General features: G+C 67.3%; 20 protein-coding genes. 9 read left to right on the plus strand and 11 right to left on the minus strand.

The genetic code is table 11. The features are described 5' to 3' along the window. The first annotated feature begins 99 nt into the window (after positions 1–99). Positions 100–1,332, plus strand: a complete 1,233-nt coding sequence (locus G6N57_RS26540; RefSeq protein ID WP_077743745.1) for an acyl-CoA dehydrogenase family protein — start codon at positions 100–102, stop codon at positions 1,330–1,332. Then, positions 1,333–2,475: an acyl-CoA dehydrogenase family protein gene (locus tag G6N57_RS26545; RefSeq protein ID WP_077743744.1), complete on the plus strand. Its 1,143-nt coding sequence runs from the start codon at positions 1,333–1,335 to the stop codon at positions 2,473–2,475. It abuts the gene before it with no gap. Between the two features lie 76 nt (positions 2,476–2,551). Here G6N57_RS26545 and G6N57_RS26550 read toward each other — a convergent pair whose 3' ends face one another. Genes G6N57_RS26550 through G6N57_RS26565 form a run of 4 tightly spaced genes read right to left on the minus strand, consistent with a single transcriptional unit; the run spans position 2,552 to position 7,054 of the window. Continuing rightward, a complete protein-coding gene (locus G6N57_RS26550) occupies positions 2,552–3,583 on the minus strand; it encodes an amidohydrolase family protein (protein ID WP_077743743.1) in 1,032 nt (343 codons plus the stop codon). 12 nt (positions 3,584–3,595) lie between these two features. Beyond that, the gene (locus G6N57_RS26555) at positions 3,596–4,597 is read right to left on the minus strand and encodes a VOC family protein (protein WP_077743742.1); all 1,002 of its coding nucleotides are present in this window, start codon (positions 4,595–4,597) and stop codon (positions 3,596–3,598) included. Continuing rightward, entirely contained in the window at positions 4,590–5,465 is an 876-nt protein-coding gene (locus tag G6N57_RS26560) for an alpha/beta fold hydrolase (RefSeq protein WP_077743741.1), read from the minus strand. The genes G6N57_RS26555 and G6N57_RS26560 overlap by 8 nt, the downstream gene beginning before the upstream one ends. Next, positions 5,462–7,054 carry a bifunctional 3-(3-hydroxy-phenyl)propionate/3-hydroxycinnamic acid hydroxylase gene (locus G6N57_RS26565; RefSeq protein ID WP_174814525.1) on the minus strand — a complete coding sequence of 531 codons (1,593 nt, stop codon included), beginning with the start codon at positions 7,052–7,054 and terminating at the stop codon, positions 5,462–5,464. Before G6N57_RS26565 ends, G6N57_RS26560 begins: the two co-directional genes overlap by 4 nt. A 78-nt stretch (positions 7,055–7,132) precedes the next feature. Between G6N57_RS26565 and G6N57_RS26570 the strand changes: the two genes are divergently transcribed. Genes G6N57_RS26570 through G6N57_RS26585 form a run of 4 tightly spaced genes read left to right on the plus strand, consistent with a single transcriptional unit; the run spans position 7,133 to position 10,658 of the window. Further along, on the plus strand, positions 7,133–7,768 hold the full coding sequence (locus G6N57_RS26570; protein WP_077743739.1) for a TetR/AcrR family transcriptional regulator: 636 nt from the start codon (positions 7,133–7,135) through the stop codon (positions 7,766–7,768). Continuing rightward, positions 7,765–8,706 (plus strand): acetaldehyde dehydrogenase (acetylating), encoded by a 942-nt coding sequence (locus G6N57_RS26575; RefSeq protein WP_077743738.1) that lies wholly within the window; start codon positions 7,765–7,767, stop codon positions 8,704–8,706. The genes G6N57_RS26570 and G6N57_RS26575 overlap by 4 nt, the downstream gene beginning before the upstream one ends. Further along, the gene (gene dmpG / locus G6N57_RS26580; protein ID WP_077743737.1) at positions 8,703–9,710 is read left to right on the plus strand and encodes a 4-hydroxy-2-oxovalerate aldolase; all 1,008 of its coding nucleotides are present in this window, start codon (positions 8,703–8,705) and stop codon (positions 9,708–9,710) included. The genes G6N57_RS26575 and dmpG overlap by 4 nt, the downstream gene beginning before the upstream one ends. 45 nt (positions 9,711–9,755) lie before the next feature. Beyond that, positions 9,756–10,658, plus strand: coding sequence for a DMT family transporter (locus G6N57_RS26585; protein WP_077743736.1), 903 nt, complete (start codon positions 9,756–9,758; stop codon positions 10,656–10,658). On the opposite strand, the gene G6N57_RS26590 is transcribed toward G6N57_RS26585, so the two are convergent. Then, a complete protein-coding gene (locus tag G6N57_RS26590; RefSeq protein ID WP_097925994.1) occupies positions 10,636–12,234 on the minus strand; it encodes an FAD-dependent oxidoreductase in 1,599 nt (532 codons plus the stop codon). The two genes, G6N57_RS26585 and G6N57_RS26590, sit on opposite strands and share 23 nt — an antisense overlap. A 183-nt stretch (positions 12,235–12,417) precedes the next feature. Between G6N57_RS26590 and G6N57_RS26595 the strand changes: the two genes are divergently transcribed. After that, positions 12,418–12,996, plus strand: coding sequence for a TetR family transcriptional regulator (locus tag G6N57_RS26595; protein WP_234815673.1), 579 nt, complete (start codon positions 12,418–12,420; stop codon positions 12,994–12,996). A 69-nt stretch (positions 12,997–13,065) separates the two neighbouring features. Here G6N57_RS26595 and atzF read toward each other — a convergent pair whose 3' ends face one another. Genes atzF through G6N57_RS26620 form a run of 5 tightly spaced genes read right to left on the minus strand, consistent with a single transcriptional unit; the run spans position 13,066 to position 19,732 of the window. Continuing rightward, positions 13,066–14,727, minus strand: a complete 1,662-nt coding sequence (gene atzF / locus G6N57_RS26600) for an allophanate hydrolase (protein WP_077743733.1) — start codon at positions 14,725–14,727, stop codon at positions 13,066–13,068. Further along, on the minus strand, positions 14,724–16,745 hold the full coding sequence (locus G6N57_RS26605) for a 5-oxoprolinase/urea amidolyase family protein (protein WP_077743732.1): 2,022 nt from the start codon (positions 16,743–16,745) through the stop codon (positions 14,724–14,726). The genes atzF and G6N57_RS26605 overlap by 4 nt, the downstream gene beginning before the upstream one ends. Beyond that, positions 16,742–17,362, minus strand: a complete 621-nt coding sequence (locus tag G6N57_RS26610) for an urea amidolyase associated protein UAAP2 (RefSeq protein WP_077743731.1) — start codon at positions 17,360–17,362, stop codon at positions 16,742–16,744. Before G6N57_RS26610 ends, G6N57_RS26605 begins: the two co-directional genes overlap by 4 nt. Next, positions 17,359–18,186: an urea amidolyase associated protein UAAP1 gene (locus G6N57_RS26615; RefSeq protein ID WP_077743730.1), complete on the minus strand. Its 828-nt coding sequence runs from the start codon at positions 18,184–18,186 to the stop codon at positions 17,359–17,361. The genes G6N57_RS26610 and G6N57_RS26615 overlap by 4 nt, the downstream gene beginning before the upstream one ends. 1 nt (position 18,187) lies before the next feature. Continuing rightward, positions 18,188–19,732, minus strand: coding sequence for an amino acid permease (locus tag G6N57_RS26620; protein ID WP_077743729.1), 1,545 nt, complete (start codon positions 19,730–19,732; stop codon positions 18,188–18,190). Positions 19,733–19,902: 170 nt separating this feature from the next. Here G6N57_RS26620 and G6N57_RS26625 point away from each other — a divergent pair, with 170 nt between their 5' ends. Continuing rightward, positions 19,903–20,922: a putative nucleotidyltransferase substrate binding domain-containing protein gene (locus G6N57_RS26625; protein WP_077743728.1), complete on the plus strand. Its 1,020-nt coding sequence runs from the start codon at positions 19,903–19,905 to the stop codon at positions 20,920–20,922. Further along, positions 20,916–21,710 (plus strand): Fic/DOC family protein, encoded by a 795-nt coding sequence (locus tag G6N57_RS26630; protein WP_077743727.1) that lies wholly within the window; start codon positions 20,916–20,918, stop codon positions 21,708–21,710. Before G6N57_RS26625 ends, G6N57_RS26630 begins: the two co-directional genes overlap by 7 nt. Here the strand turns inward: G6N57_RS26630 and G6N57_RS26635 are convergent. After that, positions 21,686–22,285: a TetR/AcrR family transcriptional regulator gene (locus tag G6N57_RS26635; RefSeq protein ID WP_077743726.1), complete on the minus strand. Its 600-nt coding sequence runs from the start codon at positions 22,283–22,285 to the stop codon at positions 21,686–21,688. The two genes, G6N57_RS26630 and G6N57_RS26635, sit on opposite strands and share 25 nt — an antisense overlap. Positions 22,286–22,308: the final 23 nt, after the last annotated feature.

The raw sequence follows: 22,308 nt of genomic DNA on the forward strand, positions 1-22,308 counted from the left end.
ACGCCCCGCTCCGGTCCGGCGCGCAGGCGCCCGGGGTGGCCTACGCCACTTGACTAACTAGGTTTACTCTGTGGAGCGACACCAGCAGAAGGGGCAGGCATGGACCTGAAGTGGTCGACGACCGACCAGGAATTCCGCGACGAGGTGCGCGACTTTCTCGCCAAGAATCTGACGCCCGAGCTCCGGCGTGCCGGCCAGCTGATGACCAGCGTGTATGCCGATCACGACGCCAGCATGGCGTGGCAGAAGATCCTCCACGAGCGTGGCTGGGCTGCCCCGGCGTGGCCGGTGGAACACGGCGGCTGCGACTGGAGCCTCACGCAGCACTACATCTTCAGCCGTGAATCGACGCTGGCCGGCGCCCCGTCGTTGTCACCCATGGGCATCCGGATGGTGGCCCACGCGATCATCAAATTCGGGACGCAGGCGCAGAAGGACTATTTCCTGCCCGGCATCCTGACCGGCGAGGTGTTCTTCTGCCAGGGCTACTCCGAGCCCGAGGCCGGCTCGGACCTGGCCGCGCTTTCCATGGCGGCGGTGTCCGATGGAGACGACCTCGTCTGCACCGGCAGCAAGATCTGGACCACCCACGCCCAGGAAGCCAACTGGATGTTCGCGCTCGTGCGCACCACGCGCGGCGCCAAGAAGCAGCAGGGCATCACGTTCGTCCTGATCGACATGACCTCCCCCGGCATCGAAATCCGGCCACTGGTCATGACTTCCGGCGAAGAGGTACAGAACCAGGTCTTCTTCGACGAGGTCCGGGTCCCGAAGTCGAACGTGATCGGCAGGATCGACGATGGCTGGACGGTTGCCAAGTATCTGCTGGAGTTCGAGCGCGGCGGGGGTGCCAACGCGCCGGCATTGCAGGTGCTCGGCGACGAAATCTCCGAGGTTGCCGCCGAAATGCCCGGACCCAACGGCGGCAGGCTGATCGACGACGCGGCCTTCAGCCGCAGGCTCGCCGACGCCCGTCTGCGCACCGATGTACTGGAAATCCTGGAGTACCAGGTGCTGGCCGCGGTCGCCGACGGGGGCCATCCCGGCACGGCATCGTCGATGCTCAAGATCTTGAGCACCGAACTGAGCCAAACCCTGACCGAGCTGTCCATGGAGGCCGCGGGCCCGCTCGCCCGCGCCTACCAGCCGCACGCCACCTTCCCGGGCGGCCCGGTGGCCGAGTACGAACCGCCTGCCGACGGCTATCACAGCGGCGCACCGTGGCAGGCGGTCGCTCCGCTGCGCTACTTCAATGACCGGGCGGGCTCGATCTACGCCGGAAGCAACGAGATTCAGCGAAACATCCTCGCCAAGGCAGAACTGGGGCTCTAGATGGACTTCAACCTGACCAACGAACAGGAACTGCTGCGCGACGGGCTGACCAAGTTCCTGGCCAGTCGCTACGATCTGGCATCCAGCCGTGCCGCGGCCAAGACCGGCCCCGGCTGGCAACCCGAGATCTGGCGGGGCTTCGCCGAAGAGTTGGGCATCCTGGGCGCCACCCTGCCCGAGGAGGCCGGCGGTATCGGCGGCGGCCCGGTCGAAACCATGGTCATCGCCGAGGCTTTGGGCCACGCCCTGGTGATCGAGCCGTTCGTGGACACCGTGGTGGTCGCCGGTGGCCTGCTGCACCGGTCCGGGGACGCGGCGGCTGCGGCCCTGCTGGAGGACATCGTGGCGGGTTCGGCCATCGTCGCACTGGCGGCCACCGAACCGACCTCCGGGGACAACTGGCGCGACGTCTGCACCACCGCGCGCCGTGACGGCGACGAATGGGTGCTCGACGGCGCCAAGGTGATGGCCGTCGACGCACCGCTGGCCACACACCTGCTGGTGACCGCACGTACCTCGGGGGAACATGCCGACACCGACGGAATCTCGCTGTTCCTGGTCGATATCGCCTCGTTGTCGACGGGATTCACCGCACACCCGTACCGCACCGTGGACGACCGACGGGCATCGGACCTGACATTCTCCGATGTCCGGGTCCCTGCCTCGGCGTTGCTGGGGACCGAAGGGCAGGCCTGGCCGTCGCTGGACCTGGCCCGGGACGAAGGAGCGGCGGCGGTGTGCGCCGAGGCCGTCGGCGGTATGCGCAAGGTGCTGGCCGACACGGTCGAGTACTGCAAACAACGCCAGCAGTTCGGCCTGCCCATCGGCAGCTTCCAGGCGCTGCAGCACCGGATGGTCGACATGCACATGGAGGTCGAACAGGCTTCGGCGGCAGTCTATCTCGCGGTGCTGAACCTCGATGCCGAGCCCGCGCAGCGGGCCAGGGCGGTATCGGCGGCCAAGGCCACCATCGGCCGGGCAGCGCGATTCGTCGGGCAGAACTCCGTGCAGTTGCACGGTGGCATGGGCATGACCGAGGAACTCGCGATCGGTCACTACTTCAAGCGCCTCACCGCGGTGCAGTACGAGTTCGGCTCAACCGATTACCACGTCGGCCGCTACGCGGAGCTCACCCGGAGCTGAAGCGGCCCGGCACGCACCGAAACTGAAACCAGGGACAGAATCAACGCCTCGCTTTTGTCCCTGGTTTCAGTTTCGCCTACTTGGTGTTGATGAGGCGGGCAACTCCGCGCATCACCACCCGGGTGGCCTGATGCCGCACCTGATCCAGCGGTGAGGGGGCCGGGGCCGCCGGCGCGGTGCCGAGCCGTGGGAACAGCGCCAGCGCATTGTTGCGGTTGATCGCCTGGCGGGCAACGGAATCGAGTCCGTCGTACGTGTCCAGGCCTGCGGCGAACAGCTGGCTCGCCGGCAGCGGGGCGAACGGCCAGTCGGAACCGAACGTGATGTGGCCGGGTTTGGCGAACGCGAGCAGGGTGGGTAGCGCTGCCGCGCTCGACGACAGCGCGGTGTCGAAGTAGAAACTCGCGAAGTCGTCGAGGATGTCGGCTGGGCTGCGGCCGGTATCCCCCATGATCGCCACCGCCATGCGGTGCGACGCGTACGGGACGAACCCGCCGGCGTGGCTGAGGATGAATTTTATGTTCGGGTACTTGCGACGTATCCCGTTGCGTACCAATAGATACGCCGCACGGGTGGTGTCGAGCAGGAAGTCGGTGGCGAACGGAACGACGCCGGGGACCGTCGGCCCTGGCAACTCGGCCGGATGGATGAACACCACCGCGGACCTGGCGTCCAGGGCAGCCCACAGGTCATCCTGGCCATCCTCCCCGAGGTACGTTCCGGCATGGTTGGCCAGCAGGACGATGCCGTCGGCGTTGCGCTGGTCGAGGGCGCGCACCGATTCGGCGACCGCGGCGTCGACATGCGGCATCGGCACGGTGGCGAAGAAACCGAACCGGTCGGGCTGGGAGGCCACCATGTCGGCTGCATAGTCATTGACGTCGGCAGCCAGCGCGGCGGCATCGGCCGGGTTCGGCAGGAAGGTGGTGCCCGGGGCGGATACGGACAGCACTGCGGTGGCGACATCGAGTTCCGCCATGGTGTGCAACGAGCCTTCTGGGCTCCAGTCCGGCATCGCTCTACCCCCGGCGTCCTCGATCCCGGCTTTCTGCAACGCCTTTCGATAGTCCGGGGGAAGCATGTGGTGGTGGGTGTCGATTCGGTTCATGATCTTCCTTCCCTAACGGTCGGCGATGCCGGCGCCGGCCAGCTCTGCGACGCTGTCCTCGGACCGCAGCAGCGAGCGAGCGCCGGTCCTGAACTGGGTGAGCTTGTCGATGACCGTCCGTCCTTCCGGGGTGTGGCCCCAGATACTGATGCCCTGGTGGGTGGTGGGCTCCCAGGTCGTCTCGTCGACGACCAGCGGGTTCCACCCCACCTCCCATTCAAACCCGGATGGGGTCATCGCGTAATAGGACAGTTCCCGGTCGTTGGTGTGCTGCCCGACTCCCAACGCCATATCGAAACCGAGTTCCTTGATCCGCTGGTAGGACGTGGTCATGTCGTCGAGCTCCGCGACCTGGATGTTGAGATGCTGCACACGGGTGCGGATCGGGTTGACGGGCAGGCGGTTCACCGAAGCGATGGCCACCGAGTGGTGGCGCTGATTGACCCGCAGGAACCGGATCTTGAACTTGACGCCGCTGATGGTCTCATCGATGAAATCGGACAGCCGGGCATCGAACACGGTGCTGTAATAGCCACGCACCTGCTGCGGCTTCTTCGTCGTGATCGCCACGTGCCCGATGCCGTAATCGCCGGTCACGAACCCGCCGCGCGCAGTCATCCGCAGCGGTTCCTGACCGGTGTGGGCACGCACGAATATCTCCTGGGTCAACCCGTTGGGGCCGGGAAACCGCACCAGCCGCTCGACCCCGCGCAGTGCGGCTTCTTCTGCACTGCCCTCTGCGACCCGCACCCCGTGGCTCACCACACGTCCGACGATGTCGTCGAACGTAACGTGGTCGTCGAGCTGCCAGCCGAGCGCGGTCACATCCTCGGCCGGTCCACGCTGCAACAGAAAGCGGCATTCGTGCTCGTCCAGCCGGAATCGAAGGACACCGGGCGCAATGTCGTCGACGTGCATGCCGACCCCATCGCGGCCGAAACGCCGCCAATCACCGAACTTCTCGGTTTCGATGACGACGTATCCGAGTTGGACATTGCCGAATACGCTAGGCATGAGCGAGCTTCGAGTCCGGCCCGAGAAACTCGGTGACGAGTTGGTTGAACAGCGCGGAGCGCTCCCACTGCATCCAATGGCCGGTGTGTGAGGTCATCACCAGTTCGGCGTTGGGCATGGCATTGAGCAGCATCGGGCCGCCGGACGGCCGGTTCACCTTGTCGTCACGGCCCCACAGGATCAGCGTGGGAGTCTGCAGGTTCTTGAGGCGACTGTCGCGGGTGAGGTCCATGCGCCACAGCGTGCGCAAGGCCTTCGGCCCCGACGGCCGGGTCAGCGGTGGATCGGCCACCACCTCGGGATCGATGGAAGCTCGGTAGCGCAGGTCGATCAGCTCGTCGGGCACCGAACTGCCGTCGTACACCAGGTAATTGCGGATGAAGGTGCCCAGCTTGTCGCGGCTCGGGCCGTCGCCGGTGTAATACGACAGCAGGCTGTTGAGCCCCGCCGTCGGCAGTGCACGGGTGGTACCGATTCCGCCGGGACCCATCAGCACCAGCTTTTTCACCCGATGTGGGGTGTCCAGCGCCAGCCGCAACGCCGCGGCACCGCCGTAGGAGTTGCCGATCAGATGCGCTGCCTCGATGCCCAATTCGTCGAGCAGGCCACGGATCATGTCGGCGAGGAACCCGAACGGATCGTCCTTGTCGATGCCCTTCCCCGAGCGGCCATAGCCAGGCATGTCTGGAACGATGACCCGGAAGTGCGCGGCGAGAGCGTCGATGTTGCGTCCGTAATTGGACACCCCGGAGGCTCCAGGCCCGCCGCCGTGCAGCATCACCACGACGGGCCCGGCGCCCGCCTCGGCGTAGAAGATCGGCCGGCCCGCGACGGTCACGGTGTGTTCGGCAAGTTCGGTGGTGGTCATGTGTGGGCTCCAGTTCTGGTCGGCGCCAGCTCGTGGCCGGGCGGTGGCATGGGTAGCCGCTGACCGGATTCGGCTGCGGCGTAGATGAATCCGTCGGGGCGCAGCACCACGGCGGCTGCCTTCTTGCGGTGCAACCAGGCGACGAGGGTGCCGTCGAGATCGCGGATCGCGCCGGGTTTGGCGCCCTCCCCGGGACCGGTCAACGCGATGGCAGGCACACCCAGGTCGGTCCATGCCCGCGCGCCTGCCGGCGCGACGCCGGTGTGGAGCACTGCCCATCGCCCGGCCAGCACGTCGTCGAGCCGGACGGTGGCGCCCGCGTCGTCGATGACCCACGGCTGCGGGATCTGCCAGCCGGCCGCGCCATTTCCGGCCCCGGCGAAAAACCCGGCGCCGTAACGCGCATCCGGGATCCAGTAGAGCTTCTGTCCGCTGCGCAGCACCCCGGGCAGCTTGGTCAGTGCCCTGAGGGTGTGGTTGCGGACGGCCGCGATCATCCGGTTGCGCTCGGTGATCACCCGGCCGACGAGACAGGCCCGGCGGGTGACTTCGACGACGTGCGGTTTGCGTTCCGCCTCATAGGAATCGAGGAGCGCTTCCGGGGCCCGGCCGGCCAGCACGGCGGCCAGTTTCCAGCACAAGTTGGCCGCGTCGCGCACGCCGGCCGACATGCCCTGGCCGATCCAGGGTGGCATGGCGTGCGCGGCGTCGCCGGCCAGAAAGATCCGCCCGGCCCGCCAGCGGTCGGCAACCCGGACATGGTGGCTGTAGACCACAGCCCGGAGGATCTCGACGTTATCGCGAGTGATGCCCTGGTCCTCCAACACCTTCCAGATCTCGGGCTCGCTGACCAGTTTCTGCTCGTCCTCACCGGCTCGGGCCGGGCACTCCCACCGGTGGTGCCCCAGTGGCGTCGGGCAGTCGACAGTAGGACGGTCCGGATTGCAGTGGAAACGGAGGCGGTCGTGGGCATCCCATTGCTTGTGCACCTTGGTATCGATCACAACCCATCGTTCGGCATAGGTGTTGCCCGAATAGCCGATGCCCAACTGGCCGCGCGTCGGGGAAGACCCACCGTCGGCGGCGATGACATAGGAGGCCCGCACCCTTTTGAAGGTGTCGTTGCGGAGGTCGGCCAGCATCAGCTCGACGTGGTCCGATTTGGTCAGCACCCGCAGACATTCGTGTTCCAGCAGCACCTCGACCGTGTCGAAGCGTGCCACGCCCTCCCGCAGGACATGGTCGACCGCGGGCTGGTAGATGAACTGCTGGGGCGGGTGGCCCGAACCTCGCGCGAAGATCGTCGTCTCGATGAACGGCACGCCATCGGCGTCGACGAATGCCGCGGGCCGATCGGGCAGCATGTCCTGCTGCAGGCGGTCCGCCAGGCCAACAGACTGCCAGATGCGCAGCACCTCTTCATCGGTACTGATCGCGCGGGCTCTGCCGTAAACATCTGGATCACGCTCGATGACAAGCACTTTCAATCCCTGGCGGCCCAACAGATTGGCAGCCGTGGCGCCGGTCGGCCCACAGCCGACTACCGCCACGTCGTAGAGGTCTGCAGTCACGGGGGCCTCTCTCGTCATCGAAGGTTGTCCTGTAGTGATCGCTACGGTAATGTAGCGATCACTACGGAGTCAATAAGCAAAATGACGGGAGTCCAAATGCCCGCTGATGAGCAGCCCAAGCCGCGCCGCCGCCGCCTCGACGGCGAGCAGTCGCGGGAGCGGATCCTCGACGCCGCCACCGAGATCGCCGCCGAGCGCGGTTACGAAGGCACCAGCATCGCGCTGGTGAGCAAGAAGTGCGGGTTACCCGCCAGCTCGATCTACTGGCATTTCAAGGACAAGGACGACCTGATCGCTGCGGTGATCGAACGCAGCTTCGGGACCTGGTTGACGGCATGGCAGGTGCCGGCCGACGGGACCGCCGAAGAACGAGCCACTGCATTCGGCGCGAACGTCGCCAAAGCACTGGTCGATTCCCCTGACTTCATCCGGCTCGGCCTCATGCTCGCCCTGGAGCGCCGCCCCGTCGAGCCACGCGCCCGGGCGATGTTCCTGCAGGCACGCGCTCAGGCGTTCACCCAACTCGTCGACACCGTTCGGGACTGGGCGCCCGACCTGAGCGACGCCCAGGTCCACCACCTGGCCACCTACACCATCGCCGGCGCCGACGGGCTGTTCATCGCCAAGGAGATCGGTGGCGATTCGGTGGATCTGATCGCGCTGTTCGAGTTGCATGCACGCAACGTGATCGAGGCGGCCCGCCGACTGGTCGACAACGGGGACGGTCGATGAGCCGCTATCCGGTCGCCATCATCGGCTCGGGCAACATCGGCACCGATCTGATGATCAAGATCCTGCGCGGCGATGGGCGGCTGGCCGTGGCCGCAATGGCCGGCATCGACCCGCAGTCCGACGGTCTGGCGCGCGCCGCCCGCCTCGGGGTGGCGACTACCGCGGACGGTATCGACGGGCTGCTCGCAACGCCCGAATTCGCCGATGTCAAACTGGTTTTCGACGCCACCTCGGCAGGCGCACATCGCGCCAACTCGGCCCGCCTGTCCCAACAGGGGGTCCGGATGATCGATCTCACGCCTGCCGCAATCGGACCGTACTGCGTGCCGGTGGTGAACCTGGACGAGCACCTCGACGCCCCCAATCTCAACATGGTGACGTGCGGTGGCCAGGCCACCGTTCCGATCGTGGCCGCCGTCGCACAGTCGGGCATCGTGTCCTACGCCGAGGTCATCTCGTCGATCTCGTCACGGTCAGCAGGCCCGGGAACTCGCGCAAATATCGACGAGTTCACCGAAACCACCTCCGCTGCACTCCAAATCGTCGGAGGCGCGCAGCGGAGCAAGACGGTGATGATTCTGAACCCGGCCGACCCGCCGGTGCTGATGCGCAACACCGTGCACTGCCTGGTCGACGGCGACGCCGACCGACAGACCATCGAGAATGACGTGGCGGCGGTGGTCGAGAAGGTCAGCGGCTATGTACCGGGATACCGGCTCAAGCAACGGATCCAGTTCGAGACATTCAGTGCCGCGCGACCATTGCACATCCCCGAAACCGGGAAGTTCACCGGAACCCAGGTCACGGTGATGCTCGAAGTCACCGGCGCCGCGGACTATCTTCCCGCCTACGCGGGCAATCTCGACATCATGACCTCTGCCGCCAAGGCAACCGCCGAACGCATCGCCTCCTCCGAAAGCGTGATCACCCAACCATGATTCACGACTTGTACGTCAGCGACGTCACGCTGCGTGACGGCATGCACGCAGTACGCCACCAGTACAGCCTCGACCAGGCGACCACCATTGCCGCTGCCCTCGATACGGCCGGGGTGGGTTCCATCGAGGTCGCCCACGGCGACGGTCTCGGTGGATCGAGTTGCGTCTACGGCTTCGGGGCGCACACCGACCTGGAGTGGATCGAAGCGGTCGCCGCGGTCGTGTGCAACGCCCGGGTCGCCACGCTGCTGTTGCCCGGGATCGGCAGCGTGCACAACCTCAAGGACGCCCACCGCGCCGGCGCGTCCGTCGTGCGCGTCGCCACGCACTGCACCGAAGCCGACATCTCGGCCCAGCACATCGCTGCCGCAAGGGATCTCGGAATGGACACGGTCGGCTTCCTGATGATGAGCCACATGGCCACACCGGCGGAGCTGGCCGGGCAAGCCGAACTCATGGAAAGCTACGGGGCCACCTGCGTTTACGTCGTCGACTCCGGCGGCGCGATGACCATGCGCGATGTCGCCGACCGGGTCGATGCGCTCCGCGAGGCCCTGTCCCCCACCACCGAGATCGGCATTCATGCCCATCACAATCTGTCGCTGGGCGTGGCCAACTCGATCGTCGCAGTGGAGCACGGCGCCAACCGGGTCGACGCTTCGCTGACCGGCATGGGCGCCGGGGCCGGTAATGCCCCGCTCGAGGTGTTCATCGCGGCCGCCGACAAACTGGGCTGGCTGCACGGCTGCGACCTGCACGCGCTCGAGGACGCTGCCGATGACATCGTGCGCCCGTTGCAGGACCGTCCGGTCCGGGTCGACCGCGAAACCCTCACCCTCGGATACGCCGGCGTGTACTCGAGTTTCCTGCGTCACGCCGAGGTCGCCGCGGAACGCTACGGCGTCGACGCGCGCTCATTGCTCGAAGAGGCGGGCCGCCGGGGCATGGTCGGCGGCCAGGAGGACATGCTCGTCGACATCGCGCTCGATCTCACCGCGTCATGAGAATGCCTCGGGCACGGACATCGCACCATCCGTAGTCTGGACCGGGTGAGCGTGCGGGGATGGCTGTTGTTGGGCGCCATGAGCCTCATCTGGGGTATCCCGTACCTGCTGATCAAGATCGCTGTCGAGGGTGTCTCGGTGCCCGTGCTGGTCCTGGCCCGCACCGCCGTCGGCGCGGCCGTGCTGCTGCCGCTGGTGATGTCGCGCGCCGCCTGGGAGCCGGTGCTGCGGCACTGGCGGCCGGTGCTGGCCTTCGCGTTCTTCGAGATCATCGCGGCATGGTTCCTGCTGTCGGACGCCGAACGCCACCTGAGCAGCTCGCTGACGGGTCTGCTGATCGCGACCGCCCCGATCATCGCCGCGGTGCTCGACCGGCTCACGGGTGGAGAACGGTTGAGCGCCAAGCGGATCACCGGCCTCGGTGTCGGGCTGGCCGGGGTGGCGGTGCTCGCGGGCCCCGGTCTCGCCGGTGGGCACGGCTGGCCGATCGCCGAAGTTCTGCTGGTGGCAACCTGTTACGCGATCGCTCCGCTGATCGCCGCGCGGTATCTGGGTGACGTCCCGACCCTTCCGCTGACGGCGGCATGCCTGACGGTCGCGGCCCTGATCTACACCACCCCGGCGCTGCTGACCTGGCCCGACCAGATGCCGTCGCGACGCGTGCTGATCGCGCTGACGGCACTCGCCGTGATCTGCACCGCGCTGGCGTTCGTGGTGTTCTTCGCGCTGATCCGCGAAGTCGGAGGCGCACGGGCGCTGGTGTTCACCTACGTCAACCCGGCCGTTGCCCTGGCCGCCGGCGTGATCGTGCTCGGTGAGCCGCTGACCGTGTACAACGTCGCCGGGCTGGCATTGATCCTCGCCGGTTCGATCCTGGCGACCCGCACCTCACGCGACCCCGACCCGCAGATCGAACCCGAGGAAGTCAGCCGCGCAGGCCCGCGCTGAGCATCTCCTCGATCGACACGAACTTCACCCGGGGCCGGGCCGCCTGCACACCGCGGTCCCGTTCGGCGGCGTCGATCGCGCGCCACCCCGGCCACCCCACCGGCTCGGCGCCCCGGCCGGCCAACAGCGCGTCGAGGGACTCGCGGCCCGCGACCTCACGGGTCAGCAGGCCCGCGTCGAAATCCGCCCACAGCTGCGCGACGGTCTGCTCGGCGCACAGCCGATTCGTGCCGATCACTCCGCGGGGTCCGCGTTTGATCCACCCGGTCACGTAGGTGCCGGGCACCGGAGCATCGTCGACGACGCGACCCGCCTCGTTGGGCACCGTCCCGGAGTCCTCGTCGTAGGGCAGTCCGGCGACGGGCGCGCCGCGATAACCGATCGACCGCAGGATCAGCGGCGTCTGGATCACTTCGGTCCCCCGCTCGCCGGCGATCTCCAGGCCTTCGGCGCGGTCGGCGCCGAGGATGGCGAGCGGGGTGACACCGAAGCGGAACACCACCTGCTTGTTGCCGGGGGTCGGGTTGCGCTGCGCATATTCACGGGCGATGGCGAGCTTGAATGAGGTTTCGACGTCGTCGTGCTCGTCATCGGCAGGAAGATCCGCGGGGTCGATGATCACGTCGACCCCGTCGAGGTGCCCCAGGGCCAGGAACTCCCCCGCCGAGAACGCCGCGTGCCCGATATCGCGGCGGGCCAGGATCACCACCTCCCGGATTGCACTGTCGGCCAACGCATCCAGGGTGTGCTGGGCGATATCGGTGGCAGCCAGCGCGGCCCGGTCCGTCAACAGCACCCGGGCGACATCGAGGGCGACATTGCCGTTGCCGACGATGACCGCACGCTCGCCCGACAGGTCGAACCGGTGCGCGGCGTGGTCGGGGTGGCCGTTGTACCAACCGACGAACTCGGCTGCGGCGTGGTGCCCGATGAGGTCCTCGCCTTCGATTCCCAAGCGCCGGCTGGTGGCCGCACCCACCGCGTAGATCACCGCGTGGTGATGGGCCAGCAGCTCGTCGTGGTTGATGGTGCGGCCGACCTCGACGTTGAAATGGCTGGCGAACCGCGGATTGGTGAACACCCGCTCGAACATGTCGACGACCGACTTGGTGTGCTGATGATCGGGCGCCACGCCGGCCCGGATCAATCCGAACGGCGTGGGCAGCCGCTCGAACAGGTTGATCTCCACCCCGTCCACACCGATCAGCTCGGCGGCGGCATAGCAGGCCGCCGGCCCGGATCCGACGATCGCGACCCGCAGCGATCCCGGTTCGATGCGTGCGCGGGAGGCGGCCACCGGTATGGACGCCGGCTCAAGCGGATGGCGCTCGAAATAGGCGGCGTTGAGCTCCTTGAACCGCTGCAGTTCGCCGGGCAGGTCCTCTTCGTAGTGGATCGCGCCGACCGGGCACTCCTCGAAGCAGGCCCCGCAGTCGATGCACGATTCCGGATCGATGTAGAGCATCTCGGCAGACGCTGATTCCAGCCCGTCCTCAGCCGGCCGGATGCAGTCCACCGGGCACACCGGAACACAGCTGGCGTCCTTGCAGCAGTTCTGCGTGATCACGTAAGCCATCGGACCTCCCCTTTCAGATCTGCACAAATCCTACTGGACACCTGTCCGGTTTATCGATTCGAAAACCACAGCGATCCGCCTACCAGCGCACGAACTGCCGAAATGACAGAACAAAAAATGTGTTGATACAGGCAGTTTCATCCGACGATTGCGGATCGTTACGCCGATCTATATCTTGGACACATGTCCAGGCCAGCGGTGGCTACGGTCACTCGCCTACGAGACGCACACGGTCAGCGCGTCCGCACGCACCGCCGTGTCTTCGGTGCGGCCACGCAACTTCTCGATGCGCACAACGTCATCTCGGTGCCGGCGCTGGCCGCACGCGCGAAGATGGCGCCCGCAGCTCTCTACGCGCATTTCCCGTCCATCGAGGTGGTCTTCGCCGAGCTGTACCTGGATCGGGTCATTCAGCTGCCCCTCGTCATCGATCCCGCGGCCAGACCCACCAGCCGCGTCACCGAGCAACTCACCGCGCTCACGCTGCTGATGGCCGATGAGCCGCGATTGGCCCGAGCCTGCACCCAGGCGCTGATGAGCACCGACGACGACGTGGTCGAGGACGTCCGCTCCCGGATCGCTGCCGAGGTCAACCGCCGGATCTCCACGGCTCTGGGCGGCGGAGCCTGGCCGGAAGTACTCGCCACCCTGGAGGCGGTGTTCTGGGGAGCGCTGTTGCAGGCACAAACCGGTGCGATGAGCTACCGGCAGATGGCCCGCCAGCTCGAGACCATGGTGTCGCTGATCGTCCCCGGGGGATGAATCGGGCTGTGGTTCACCAGATGCCCGACGGAACCACCCAGGCGGGCTCGAAATCCAGCACTGAGGCACTCACGCCATCGCAGCCAACCAACCCCGGTACTCGGTGATGTCCCGTCCATGCGCGGGAGCGATGTGGTCACAACCGAAACCGGTGATCCAGCGGCCGTCGTCGAGCTCCACCTTTCCGAGCAGCATCGGCGCAGGCAACTCGGCCAGGAACTCCCCCAGCGCGGCCGGGGACAACAGCCACCGTTCACCCACGATCGGTGCCCCGCCCTCGTCAACACGGGTCAGTCCCGGCTTGGGGGGAACCGTGTCGAGGGCATAGAGGCGGTAGTGCGGCGCGGTGGTGATGGGCCCGGCCCACCGTGCACCCCGGCCGGTGAGCTGATGCTCCAGCGGCTGCCCGCGCAAGTGCGCGCCGAACACCGCGAGCTCGGTCAGCGGTGCGCCGCCCGATTCGGGCCAGGTCTCGGTTGACGGCACATCGAGGAACCGAGCCGCCAGATCCGCGATGACGCCGTCGTGGAATCCCGGTGCCAGCAGGGTGATTCCGAACTGCGCGCCATCGGACACCGTGCCGGCGGGAACCGCGATCGCACACATGTCGAACAGGTTGCAGAAGTTTGTGTACCGGCCCATCCGGGAGTTCACCGCGACCGGGTCCGCCGCCACCGCGTCGATGCGCGGATGCTCAGGAGCCGTCGGGACCATCAGCGCGTGGCAGTCCCCGAGCTCTGCCAAGGCGATGCGACGCAATTCCTCCACCCGCCGCCGGTCTCGCAGCAGGTCTGCCGCCGAGTACGTTCCGGCCGCGGTGACGATAGCCGCCACGGTCGGGTCCAGCTTCGCATCGGGACCGGCCGTGCTGACGAACTCTCCCACCGCGTCCCATCTTTCGGCGACCAACGCGCCGTTGTAGAGAAGGCCGGCCGCGGCGAAGAAGTCGTCCATCGGGATCGGTACCGTATCGAATCCGGCAGCCTTCGCCTGCCGCACGGCCTCACCGAACGCGGCCTGCCACGCGTCGTCGAGCCCGGTCAAGGTCTCCGGGATGGCGATTCTGGGCGTCACCGGCGCCGCGAAGGGCACGTCAGCCGGCCACTGGCGTTGCGGTGCACCGGCAGTCATCACGGCCATCGCCGACTGGGCCGTGGCCAGGTCGGCAGCGAATATCGTCACGCAGTCATAGCTCGCACATGCCGGGACGACGCCCTCGGTGGAGACGAGGCCGACCGTGGCCTTGATTCCGACGATGCCCTGCAGTCCGGCCGGAACGCGACCCGACCCTGCGGTGTCGGTGCCGATGGCGATGTCGGCGAAACCGAGCGCAACGGCCACCGCCGACCCTGAACTCGAACCGCCGGATATGTAGTCCGGACGACGGGAATCCCGCACGGCGCCATAGGGACTGCGGGTCCCGACCAATCCGGTGGCGAACTGGTCGAGGTTGGTCTTGCCGATGACGACAGCACCGGCGGCCTTGAGAGCGGTCACCGCCGGTGCGTCGGCATCGGGAATATAGCTGAAATCTGGGCACGCCGCAGTGGTCGGTATCCCGGCCACGTCGACGTTGTCCTTGACGGCGAGCACCAAACCGGCCAGTGGGCCGTCATCGGCAAGCGCAGCGCGGTGGTCGTCCTCTACCTCGGCCTGCGGGCGCAGGTGGATGAACACTTCGTCGCGTCCACTGGCTTCGATGCTCCGATAGATCTGGGCGATCTTGCTCACGCAGACTCCTTTCGTGCGAATTCTCCTGCTGCTGCCCAACGCTCGCGCTCCTCGGACCGTGCCGCCTCCATCGCGGCGCGGGTCGCGGCGATGTCCTCGGCATTGGCGGCGAGGAACTCGTCGTGCTCGGCCAGTGAGAACGTTCCGTCGGTGATCTCGACATGACCACGGCCCGCGGCCATGTCGGCCCGCAGGTCCAGTAGCTCGTCGGCGGACACCGGATACCACTGGATTCGATCGAAAAACCGCAACAGCCAAGGGTGTTCGGGATCGAATCCCTGGGCCGTCAGTGGGTGACGGTGGTTCCAGATCTGGGTGGTGCGGCCGACGAACTGGTATCCGCCCGGCCCCTCCATCCCGTAGATGCACAGGTAGGCCCCGCCGATGCCGACCGCGTTCTCCGGCGTCCAGGTCCGGGCCGGGTTGTATTTGGTGGTCACCAGGCGGTGCCGCGGATCCAGCGGCGTGGCAACCGGAGCTCCGAGATACACGTCACCGAGGCCAAGCACCAGATAGTCGGCGTCATAGACGATTCGGTGCACGTCGTCGACCGAGGCCAGGCCGTTCATCCGCCGGATGAACTCGATGTTCCACGGGCACCACGGCGCGTCGGCGCGTACACCGTGCATGTAGCGTTCGATTGCCTCCCGGGTCGACGGGTCATCCCAGCTGAGCGGCAACCGTACGGTCCGGCTGGGCACCACGAGGTCCTGCGCGGCAGGCAGCGAGGCCTCGAGCTCAGCCAGCAGCGGCACCAGCCTCGACTGCGGAAGCCGGGCCGGGTCCACCTTGACCTGCAGCGAACGGATTCCGGGCGTGAGGTCGATCAGCCCGTCCGGCCGATGCTGTTCCAGCGCGTGGTGCAGGGCATGCGCACGGGCTCGCAATGCCAGGTCCAGTCGCATCTCGCCGTACTCGACCAGGACGTTGTCGTCTCCGATCCGGCGGTAGGTGACGGTGGTGCTGCCGTCCGATGAGGTTGTGCCGGAGATGATTCCGTCGTCCTCGTCGCCTCCTGGCGAGAACACCGCCGGGATGGAGGCACGCCGGGCCGGGCCGACGGTGCCCGGTGCCGGTGCCGCCGACGCGCGGACCGGCACGAACCGGATGGTGGCGCCGGGGGCGAGCTGACCCAGTTTCCAGCGGTCGGCGGCGGTGACGGTGACCGGGCAGACGAAACCGCCGAGGCTCGGGCCATCGGGACCGAGCAGGATCGGGGTATCCCCGGTGAAGTCGAGCGAACCCACCGAATAGGCGTTGTCGTGAATGTTCGACGGATGCAGCCCGGCTTCCCCGCCGTCGGGGCGGGCCCATTCCGGCTTCGGCCCGATCAGTCGCACACCGGTGCGGTCGGAGTTGAAGTGCACCTCGTAGTCGTGATCGAGCAGCGTGCCGATGTCGTTGCGCGTGAAGAACTCCGGCGCGGAGTGCGGGCCGACGGTCACCGCGATGTACCAGTGGCTGCCGATGGCCGGTTGTTCCTCGAACAGGATGCGCCGGCGGACACCGCCCACGGCGTCGCGGGTTTCCAGCTTGTCCCCCACCGTCAGCGTCCGGCCCTCGTGGCCGCCGAACCGGCCCAGGGTGAATGTCGATGCGCTGCCCAGGTATTCGTCGGCTTGGAGGCCACCCTCGACCGCGATGTAGATCCGCAGACCCGGGCCGTCGACCATCCCCACGTCAAGGATCTGACCGGCCTCGACCAGGACCGGCACCCACTGCGCGACCCGCGCCCCGTCGACGGTCACCGGCGCGGGCGCGCCCGTGACGCATACCCAGGTGTCGGTGTCGAACCGTAACGCCGGTCCGCCCATCGTGGCCTCCAGACCGGGCGCGCCCTCCGGATTGCCGACCGCGATGTTGGCGAGCCGGAAGGACACGTCGTCCATCGGTCCCGACGGCGGCACCCCGATCTGCCAGTACCCCGTCCGGCCCGGCCAATCCTGGACCGTGGTGGCCATTCCGGGCCGAACGATCTCCAGGGTGCGCACGCGAGGATCTGAAGAAGACTCCCTCATGGGCGCGTCACGATCATTCGCACGGCCGTCGGGTCAAACCCGTTGCAGGGGTTGTTGATCTGCGGGCAGTTCGACACCAGGACCAGGGTGTCGATCTCGGCGCGCAGTGACACTGTCTTGCCTGGCGCCGATAGTCCGTCGACGATGCCCAGCGAGCCGTCGGGGTCCACCGGGACGTTCATGAAGAAGTTGATGTTGCTGACAACGTCGGCCTTGGTCAGCCCCCAGCGGGCGCCTTCGCCGATGAAGTTCTCCACGCAGGCGTGCTGGTGTTTGGTGTGGTGCCCGTAGCGCAGGGTGTTCGATTCCTGCGAGCAGGCCCCGCCGAGGGTGTCGTGGTTGCCGACCTCGTCGTCGACGATGGTCAGCATCGCCGCACCGTCGCTGTCGCGCAGCACCGATCCGGTGGTCAGGAAGATATTGCCCTGCGCCGCGATCGTGGCCGGTGCGCTGTAGCGCACGGTGTGATCGTCGGCTCCGTAGAACAGGGTGTCCACAGCCTGGTTGCCGTGCAGGTCGACGATGGTGAGCACGTCGCCGGCACGCACGACCTTCGACCACGGGGCGCGGGGCGCGACGATTTCATCGACAACGGTGTGGGCGGCGGTGATGGTCATCGGGCACTCCAGACGTCTTCGGAATTCAGGTAGGCACGTTGGTATTCGGGATCGCGCTCGCCGACCGTGGCATCGATCTCGGCCAGGTCGCCGGGGGCCGACCAGGCCAGCACCTCGAGCGAGCCGACGGTGAACTGCGGCGCCGGATCCAACGGATGCGCAGTGTTGGCGATCGCCACGATCAGCGGGAGATGGATGATCAGCTCGACGGCGGTACCGGCGCCGGCCGATCCGGTGGAAACCAGTGCGCCGTCGGATTCGACCCGCACGCCGTGGAAGAACGACAGGCTCGGCGCCACGTCGCGTCGGGTCAGTCCATTCTTGAGAGCGGCCAGCACGAGCAGTTCACGTCCCGCTGGACTGGCCGACTCCACCTCGCCCGCACCGTATTTGGCCGTATTGCCGGACAGGGTCGTGGTGCCGCACAGCGCGTCATGGTGACCCGAGGTGTCCGACCCCAGGGTGGCCAGCACGCGTCCCTGGTCGCTGAGCAGCGGATGGCCTGCCGAAAGGTAGGCCTGCCAGGGCACTTTCACGGTGTCGGCGACGTTGAGTCGTTCCCAGGGCGCGTCGGCGCGCCACAGCAGCAGGTGGGCACACGCGGTGCCGTCCAGGTCGCGCAGGCGCAGCCGGGTGCCGCGGGCCAGCACCTTGCTCGTGTAGCGGCCGCCGGGAACCGTTTCGGCCCAGGTCAATTGCTCGGATGGAACACCCTGCGGCGGTGTGGGCCACTTCGACGCCGGTACGACGGGCATCGAGTCGGTGATGGTGCCGGCCTGCGCCCGGGCATGGTCGCGGGCGCCGGCGGTGGTCGCGGTGGTCATCTCAGGCTCCGATCGTGACGGGATTGGGGTGGGTCTTGCCGCGCGGGAAGCACAGGGCGCCGAGGACGACCGCGGCGGCGATGCTCAGCGGTCCGGCCCATTGCAGGATCGGCATGTCGCCGGTGGGGTTGAAGATCTCCGCGCGTGGCCAGCCGAGGTTGACGATCATCACCGCGCCGTAGAGCACCGCCAGGATGTTCACCGCGATACCGAACTTGCCGAGTGAGAACAGCGGCAGGCCCTCGGCGTCGACCTGGTTGCGCTGGGCGGGCCAGCCTTTGAGCCGGCGGTACAGCAGCGGCGCGGTCACCAGGAGGTAGGCCAGGTAGATCAGGATGATGCAGACGCTGGCCAGGGTCGCGAAAATGGCCGAGTTGCCGACGTTGACCAGCAGCACCCCGATGCACAGCAGGCCGATGAGCACCGAAGGCCAGATCGGGGTGCCGGTGTGGCTGTTGACCCGGGACAGGATCGACGAGGCCGGCAACCGCCCGTCGCGCGCCATCGAGAACATCAGCCGGGACGCGGCGGTCTGAATTGCCAAGGTGCAGATAGTGATCGCGATGGACACGTCGATCAGCAGCACTGTGCCCCACGGCGAGGACAAGACGGTGTCGAGCACGTACGGCAGGCCTTCCGTGGCCAGGCGTCCGTCGGTCAGGCTCGGGGCCGCCATCAGAGCGCCCAGGATCATCAGCCCGCCGCCGAGCGCGGAGACCGACAGGGCCAGACGGATGGTGCGGGGCGCGACACGACGCGGGTTGCGGGTCTCCTCGGCGAGTTCGCCGGCAGAACCGAAACCGACCATGACGTAGGCCGCCATCAGGCCCGACATGATCCAGGCCCAGACGTAACCGGGTTGGCCGCCGGCGTGTCCGGTGTCGAACACGACCTGCGGGCCGCGCTGGGCATGGGTGAAGAACACCCCGATGACCGCGATGACGCCGACGATCTCGCAGATCACCCCGGCGCTGTTGACGCGTGACATCCATTTGACGCCAAGGCAGTTGATCGTGGTGGTGAGCACCAGCAGAACGGTGCCGAGCAGTACCGCGTTGGCCGCGCCACTGGGCGAGGTCAATGCCGGGTCGTCCCCGATCACCTGGAAGCCTGACCAGATCGACGGCAGCACCACTTGCAGAGCGATCGCGGCGGCCGACGCGGTGACGATCTGGGCCAGGATCATGAACCAGCCGCCGAACCAGCCGACCACCTCACCGCCCATCCGACGGGACCACTGATAGATGGCGCCCGAGATCGGGTAGCGCGCGGCCAGCTCGGCAAAACACAGTGCGACGAGGAACTGGCCGAGGAACACCGCGGGCCAGGTCCAGAAGAAGGCGGGTCCGCCGAAGCCGAACCCAAGGCCGAACAACTGGAAGATCGTGGTCAGAATGGACACGAACGAGAAGCCGGCGGCGAAGGATTCGAACTTTCCGAGCCGACGGTGCAACTGCTGGTCATAACCGAATTCGGCCAGGTCGTCGTGGTCGCTGGAACGGTCGGCGGTCACATCTTTCCGTCGCTCGGTAGCGCTGCTGGTCATAGGCGTTTCTCTCAGGCTCGGGGCGGTGCCGCCAGCTCCTTAACTGTCACTTGATAGATAAGCGTGTCGGAGTGTCCGAGCTGTCACCCACGTGTTTCGTTCATGTAGCCAGCGGTAAGCATTGGGTTGCCGAATCCTCACCGGACCCATCGCCTGTCACAATCGCCGACATGGCCGTGGCTCCGTTGGACGATGCCCGCCGACGCATTGCGGCGGCGGCCACCGAAAGCGACCTGGTGACGGCCGCGGCCACCGCCCACGATGCGGTGAAGCAGGTGATCGACACCCGGGTCGGGGCAGCCTCGGTCGCCGAGGCGTGGTCGGCCGTCGCCCGCGCTGCGCTGTCGACCGCGGCGCGGCTGGTGGCCCCCGGGATGGACTGGTATGCCTCGGGCAGCGTCGGCCGCGGCGACGCACTACCCGGATCAGACCTGGAAACCGTCGTGGTCCGCAGCTCTGAAGCCACCGCGGAGTCGGCACTGGCCCAGGCTGCGCATGTCCACGATCTGCTGGCCTGCTGCGGTTTGCGTGCGGACGACAACGGTGCGATCGCTTCACGGGTGCGGTTCAACCGCACCGCCCAGGACTGGGCGATCGGCATCGGACGGTGGGCCTCCGACCCGGCCGCCGACCGGGGCGTGGTGATGATCGGTCTGCTGGCCGACGCCGTCCCCGTCGAGCCGGTCCTCGGCGGCAACATGGACCTACGCGATCAGGTCGGCATTGCGGCGCGGGCGCAGCCCGTCTCGCTGACGGCGATGCTGCAGGATTCCACCTTCGCCCGCGCCTACATCCCGTCCCGGCTACGGGTGCTGACGTCCGGTGACGCCGGCGTCGACATCAAGCTCGCCGCCGTCGACCCCGTCGTGCGCATCGCGCGCTGGGCCGCACTCAGTTGCGGATCCGACGCGCTGCCGACCGCCGACCGGATCGCGGCGGCGGCCGGCACCCGCTACCTCGACGCCGACGACGCCCGGGTGCTCGCGAAATGTCACGCCATCGGGTCGAGCATCCGCTGGCGGGTACGGGCCGCCAGCTGGAATTCCGACGTCGATGTCGATGAGCGCGTCGAACTGTCCGATCTCCCCCCGCAGGACCGCACCGCCCTGCGCAGCATCGGCCGCGAACTCACCGGCGTCCGGCGCAAACTCGACTACCTGGCGTCGACCTCGACGTTCTCGTCGTGGTGACCGAGGCCGGGTGTCACGCCCTGGCCCAGACCGTCGCCGCCGAACGCCTGGAGGGCTGGCGGCCCACTCCCGACCAGATCGAATCCCTGACCGGGCTGCTCACGGGCGCACAGACGTACGGCGAGTATCTCGGCCGGCACCTTCCGGGCCCTACCCCACCGCCGCGGCGACGAGTGTTCGCCCGCAGGCGGCCATATCTCATCCCGGGAACCTCGCTGCTGCGCAACAGCTTCGGCGTTCAGGACGCCGACGCGCTCGCGCAGCTGGAGTTCGTGGCGACCGCCGGCCGAATCCTTCAGGTCCACCTGCGCAACCAGGACACGGATCTCGATGTCCGTTCACTACATCAACACGTCTTCGGCGATGTGTACGCGTGGGCGGGCGAGCCCCGCATCGTCGAACTCCGCAAGGGCGACAGCAATTTCTGGGCGTGTGCTCGCATTCCCCATGCCCTCGAGGAACTGCAACTTGAGATCGGCAGGCTGGCCGACGAAGGTCGCGAGCTCGACGACGGCACATTGACCTATCGGCTGGCCCGAATCTATGCCGACTACAACCAGATCCATCCGTTCCGAGAAGGCAACGGGCGCACCGGAACCCTGTTGCTGCACCTGCTCGCCGGCAGGGCTGGGCGCCGGCTACACCTCGACGACATGTCCCGTTCCGAATGGATCGGTGCATCGCGGGACTCGATGCCGTTCCGGCGCGACGGGCGGGCCGACCCGCGGCCGTTCGTGGCGGTGCTGCGCGGGCGTTTACGCATTCAGGGATTCGGATCGGTCAGATAGCGCTGTACCGTCGGCCCGATCCAGGCCACCAGATCATCGATACTCGCCGAAGCCATCGGTTCAATCTTGAGCTGATACCGCGCGAATGCCAGACCGACCAGGTGCACGGTCACCAGCTCGGCCCGCAACTCGGCGTTGTCGACACCGAATTCCGCCGAAACCCGCTGAGCCACCGGCCCCGCCAGGGAATCGTGTAAGAGCTTGCGCGCCAACGGTTGAATCTCGGCTGACCGGAACACTGTCAACAGGGGGTCGAAGGACGCCCCCGCGTCCCACCGCTCGACGACATCGCGCACCAGGCGTGCGCCGATCTCGTCGGGCCCCTCGTCGAGCAGGTGCGCCAGCTGGTGCAACGGGTGCTGGGGAGTATCGAGCACCGAGGCGGTGAACAGCCCCTCTTTGTTGCCGAAGTGGTAGTAGACCATTGCGACGTCCACCCCGGCGTCGGCGGCGATGCCGCGCACGGTCGCTCGTTCGTAGCCGTCGCGCATGAAGTGTTCCCGGGCCGCCTCGACGATCCGCTGCTTGTTCTGTTGGCCCGTGCGCCACCGGCCGCTGCGCCCGGACTCTGACATGCCCAGAAGTTTAGTTCAACAAC

This window comes from Mycolicibacterium boenickei (genome assembly GCF_010731295.1).
GTDB classification, from domain to species: Bacteria; Actinomycetota; Actinomycetes; order Mycobacteriales; family Mycobacteriaceae; genus Mycobacterium; species Mycobacterium boenickei.

Coding starts and splice junctions, on each gene's coding strand:
- G6N57_RS26540 (WP_077743745.1), top strand. CDS start 100: ATGGACCTGAAGTGGTCGACGACCGACCAGGAATTCCGCGACGAGGTG.
- G6N57_RS26635 (WP_077743726.1), bottom strand. CDS start 22,285: ATGTCAGAGTCCGGGCGCAGCGGCCGGTGGCGCACGGGCCAACAGAAC.
- G6N57_RS26590 (WP_097925994.1), bottom strand. CDS start 12,234: ATGGCTTACGTGATCACGCAGAACTGCTGCAAGGACGCCAGCTGTGTT.
- G6N57_RS26550 (WP_077743743.1), bottom strand. CDS start 3,583: ATGAACCGAATCGACACCCACCACCACATGCTTCCCCCGGACTATCGA.
- G6N57_RS26620 (WP_077743729.1), bottom strand. CDS start 19,732: ATGACCAGCAGCGCTACCGAGCGACGGAAAGATGTGACCGCCGACCGT.
- G6N57_RS26565 (WP_174814525.1), bottom strand. CDS start 7,054: ATGACGAGAGAGGCCCCCGTGACTGCAGACCTCTACGACGTGGCGGTA.
- G6N57_RS26575 (WP_077743738.1), top strand. CDS start 7,765: ATGAGCCGCTATCCGGTCGCCATCATCGGCTCGGGCAACATCGGCACC.
- G6N57_RS26560 (WP_077743741.1), bottom strand. CDS start 5,465: ATGACCACCACCGAACTTGCCGAACACACCGTGACCGTCGCGGGCCGG.
- G6N57_RS26545 (WP_077743744.1), top strand. CDS start 1,333: ATGGACTTCAACCTGACCAACGAACAGGAACTGCTGCGCGACGGGCTG.
- G6N57_RS26625 (WP_077743728.1), top strand. CDS start 19,903: ATGGCCGTGGCTCCGTTGGACGATGCCCGCCGACGCATTGCGGCGGCG.
- G6N57_RS26555 (WP_077743742.1), bottom strand. CDS start 4,597: ATGCCTAGCGTATTCGGCAATGTCCAACTCGGATACGTCGTCATCGAA.
- G6N57_RS26595 (WP_234815673.1), top strand. CDS start 12,418: ATGTCCAGGCCAGCGGTGGCTACGGTCACTCGCCTACGAGACGCACAC.
- G6N57_RS26570 (WP_077743739.1), top strand. CDS start 7,133: ATGCCCGCTGATGAGCAGCCCAAGCCGCGCCGCCGCCGCCTCGACGGC.
- dmpG (WP_077743737.1), top strand. CDS start 8,703: ATGATTCACGACTTGTACGTCAGCGACGTCACGCTGCGTGACGGCATG.
- G6N57_RS26610 (WP_077743731.1), bottom strand. CDS start 17,362: ATGACCATCACCGCCGCCCACACCGTTGTCGATGAAATCGTCGCGCCC.
- G6N57_RS26615 (WP_077743730.1), bottom strand. CDS start 18,186: ATGACCACCGCGACCACCGCCGGCGCCCGCGACCATGCCCGGGCGCAG.
- G6N57_RS26605 (WP_077743732.1), bottom strand. CDS start 16,745: ATGAGGGAGTCTTCTTCAGATCCTCGCGTGCGCACCCTGGAGATCGTT.